Source organism: Nocardia farcinica (assembly GCF_029867845.1).
In the GTDB taxonomy this organism is placed as follows: domain Bacteria; phylum Actinomycetota; class Actinomycetes; order Mycobacteriales; family Mycobacteriaceae; genus Nocardia; species Nocardia farcinica_A.
This window is the reverse complement of the sequence record NZ_JARWRU010000252.1, coordinates 1-2,082: the sequence shown is the minus strand read 5'-3', so window position 1 is coordinate 2,082 and position 2,082 is coordinate 1. Positions and strand designations below refer to the sequence as shown.

Genomic DNA, 2,082 nt, shown 5'->3' with positions numbered 1-2,082 from the left:
GGCCTGGGCGGCCGGGCTCGCGGCCAGGCCCAGCGCCGCGGCGGCGCCCGCGCTGACCAGCAGGCCGAGGGTGCGGGTGGTGGTGATGCGGAACATGGCGTTCTCCTGTACGTCGGTCACGCGCCTCGGCACGTGGGGTGTGTTCGTGGTGGCGATGTGGGTATGTCGTCCGCGGTTGCGAACGGTTCGCTCGCGGCTGTCGTCCGCTGAGGCGGGCTGAGCTGCGATTTCGACTGCGGACTTCACATTACCGTACAAATGATGCAATATCGATGCATCGAGCGGAACCAATCCCAGAAAACCCGCTCACACGAGAAAGGACCATGAGGACTCGCACTTCCCGCGCGGCACTGATCGCGGCACTGTCGACGATCGCGCTCGCCGGAGCCGCCTGTAGCGACGACGACTCGTCGTCCTCGGACAGCGCCGACGCCACCACCACGGTCGCCACCAGCACCGTCACCACCACCGTCGCCGCGCAGGATGCCGCCGCGGCCGCACCGGTCGGCCCGGGCTGCGCGGCCTACGCCGAGCAGGTGCCCAGCGGTCCCGGCTCGCTCGAGTCCATGGCCACCCAGCCGGTGTCGGCCGCCGCCGCCGACAGCCCGGTGCTCACCACGCTCGCCGCCGCCCTGTCCGGCGGGCTGAACCCGCAGGTCGATCTCACCGCCACCCTCGACGGCGGCGAGTTCACGGTCTTCGCGCCGGTGGACGCCGCCTTCGAGGCGCTCGACCCGGCCACCGTGGAGGGCCTGCAGACCGACTCGGCGGCGCTGACCCAGATCCTGACCTACCACGCGGTGCCGGGCCGGATCGGCCCGGACGACATCGCGGGCACCCAGACCACCGTCGAGGGCTCCGACGTCACCGTGACCAGGGACGGCGACACCATCACCGTCAACGAGGCCTCGGTGGTCTGCGGCGGCGTGGAGACCGAGAACGCCACGGTCTACCTGGTCGACCAGGTGCTGCTGCCGCCCGCGCAGTAAGGCGCGCATCGATGCGGGGCGGGGTCGAGCGGATCGGCCCGCCCCGCATCGCTCGCTGGGGCGATCGCGGCGTCACCGCCCCCGCTCCGCGTCGGTCACCGAGCACCTGTCCGGGCGTCCGACACGTACCTGATCGCTGTTCTAGATGTCCTCGGCTGGTTCCGAGTCGCCGTCGCCCGCGACCGGGCCGATGATGGCCTCGACCGCCCCCTCGAGGCTGTGCACGCGCAGCGTGCCCTCGGGCAGGATCACCTCGTCCCACCCGGGGCCGCCGACCAGGACCCGCGCACCCGCCTCGAGGCACACCCGGATGGCCGAGGTCAGGGCGGTGGTCTCCTGATGCGACCACAGCACGACGTAGGGATGTCCCTCGATCCGGGCGATGGCGTCGGCGATGGCCGGGGTCGGCACGTCCGCGCCGAGCATCCACGCGTTGGCGCCGCGTTCGACCAGGGCCGCCCGCAGCGCCTCCAGGGCGAGCGCGTGCGTCTCCCCGCTGGTGCAGGCCAGCACGGCCACCGGTGTCCTCCCCGAGACGGCGGGCGCGATGCCCGCGTGCAGCGCCGCGGCGATCGACCACGACAGCAGATGCTCGACATCGATGCAGCCCTCGCCGCTGAGCTGGCGGTCGACGATCGCGGCGAACGCGGGGCGGCACAGCAGATTCCAGGTGTCCATGACGCCGTAGGCCTCGAGGTGCGCGGTGAGCTGTGCCGACACCGCGCGCGAGTCGAGCGCGAAGGCGGCGGTCAGCAGCGGCTCCCAATGTCCCAGCTCGGGCCGGGCGCCGCGCCCGGTGACCGTCGCGGCCGCGCCCGCCGGGCTCGCGCCGGAGCGGATCAGGTCGAGCATGTGCTCGAGGGTGGCGATGTCGGATTCGGTGTAGAGGCGATGCTTGCCCGGCCGTTCCTGACCGGGGCCGATGCCGTAGCGGCGGTTCCAGCTGCGCAGGGTGGCCGTCGGGATGCCGAGGCGTTCGGCCACCACCCGCACCGTGTACCCGCCCGCGCCGGGGCCGGGCGCGGCCGGACCGGGGGCATATACACAAAAACGCGCCCCCCCCCCACCACAAGCCGGGGCGGGAGGCCGCCGG

General features: G+C 72.9%; 2 protein-coding genes. One reads left to right on the top strand and one right to left on the bottom strand.

Annotated features, from left to right (window positions below):
• Positions 1-323 precede the first annotated feature (323 nt).
• A complete protein-coding gene (locus QH283_RS05210) occupies positions 324-989 on the top strand; it encodes a fasciclin domain-containing protein (protein ID WP_280501874.1) in 666 nt (221 codons plus the stop codon).
• Between the two features lie 141 nt (positions 990-1,130).
• On the opposite strand, the gene QH283_RS05205 is transcribed toward QH283_RS05210, so the two are convergent.
• Entirely contained in the window at positions 1,131-1,973 is an 843-nt protein-coding gene (locus tag QH283_RS05205; RefSeq protein WP_280501875.1) for a MerR family transcriptional regulator, read from the bottom strand.
• Positions 1,974-2,082 lie beyond the last annotated feature (109 nt).

Coding starts and splice junctions, on each gene's coding strand:
- QH283_RS05210 (WP_280501874.1), top strand. CDS start 324: ATGAGGACTCGCACTTCCCGCGCGGCACTGATCGCGGCACTGTCGACG.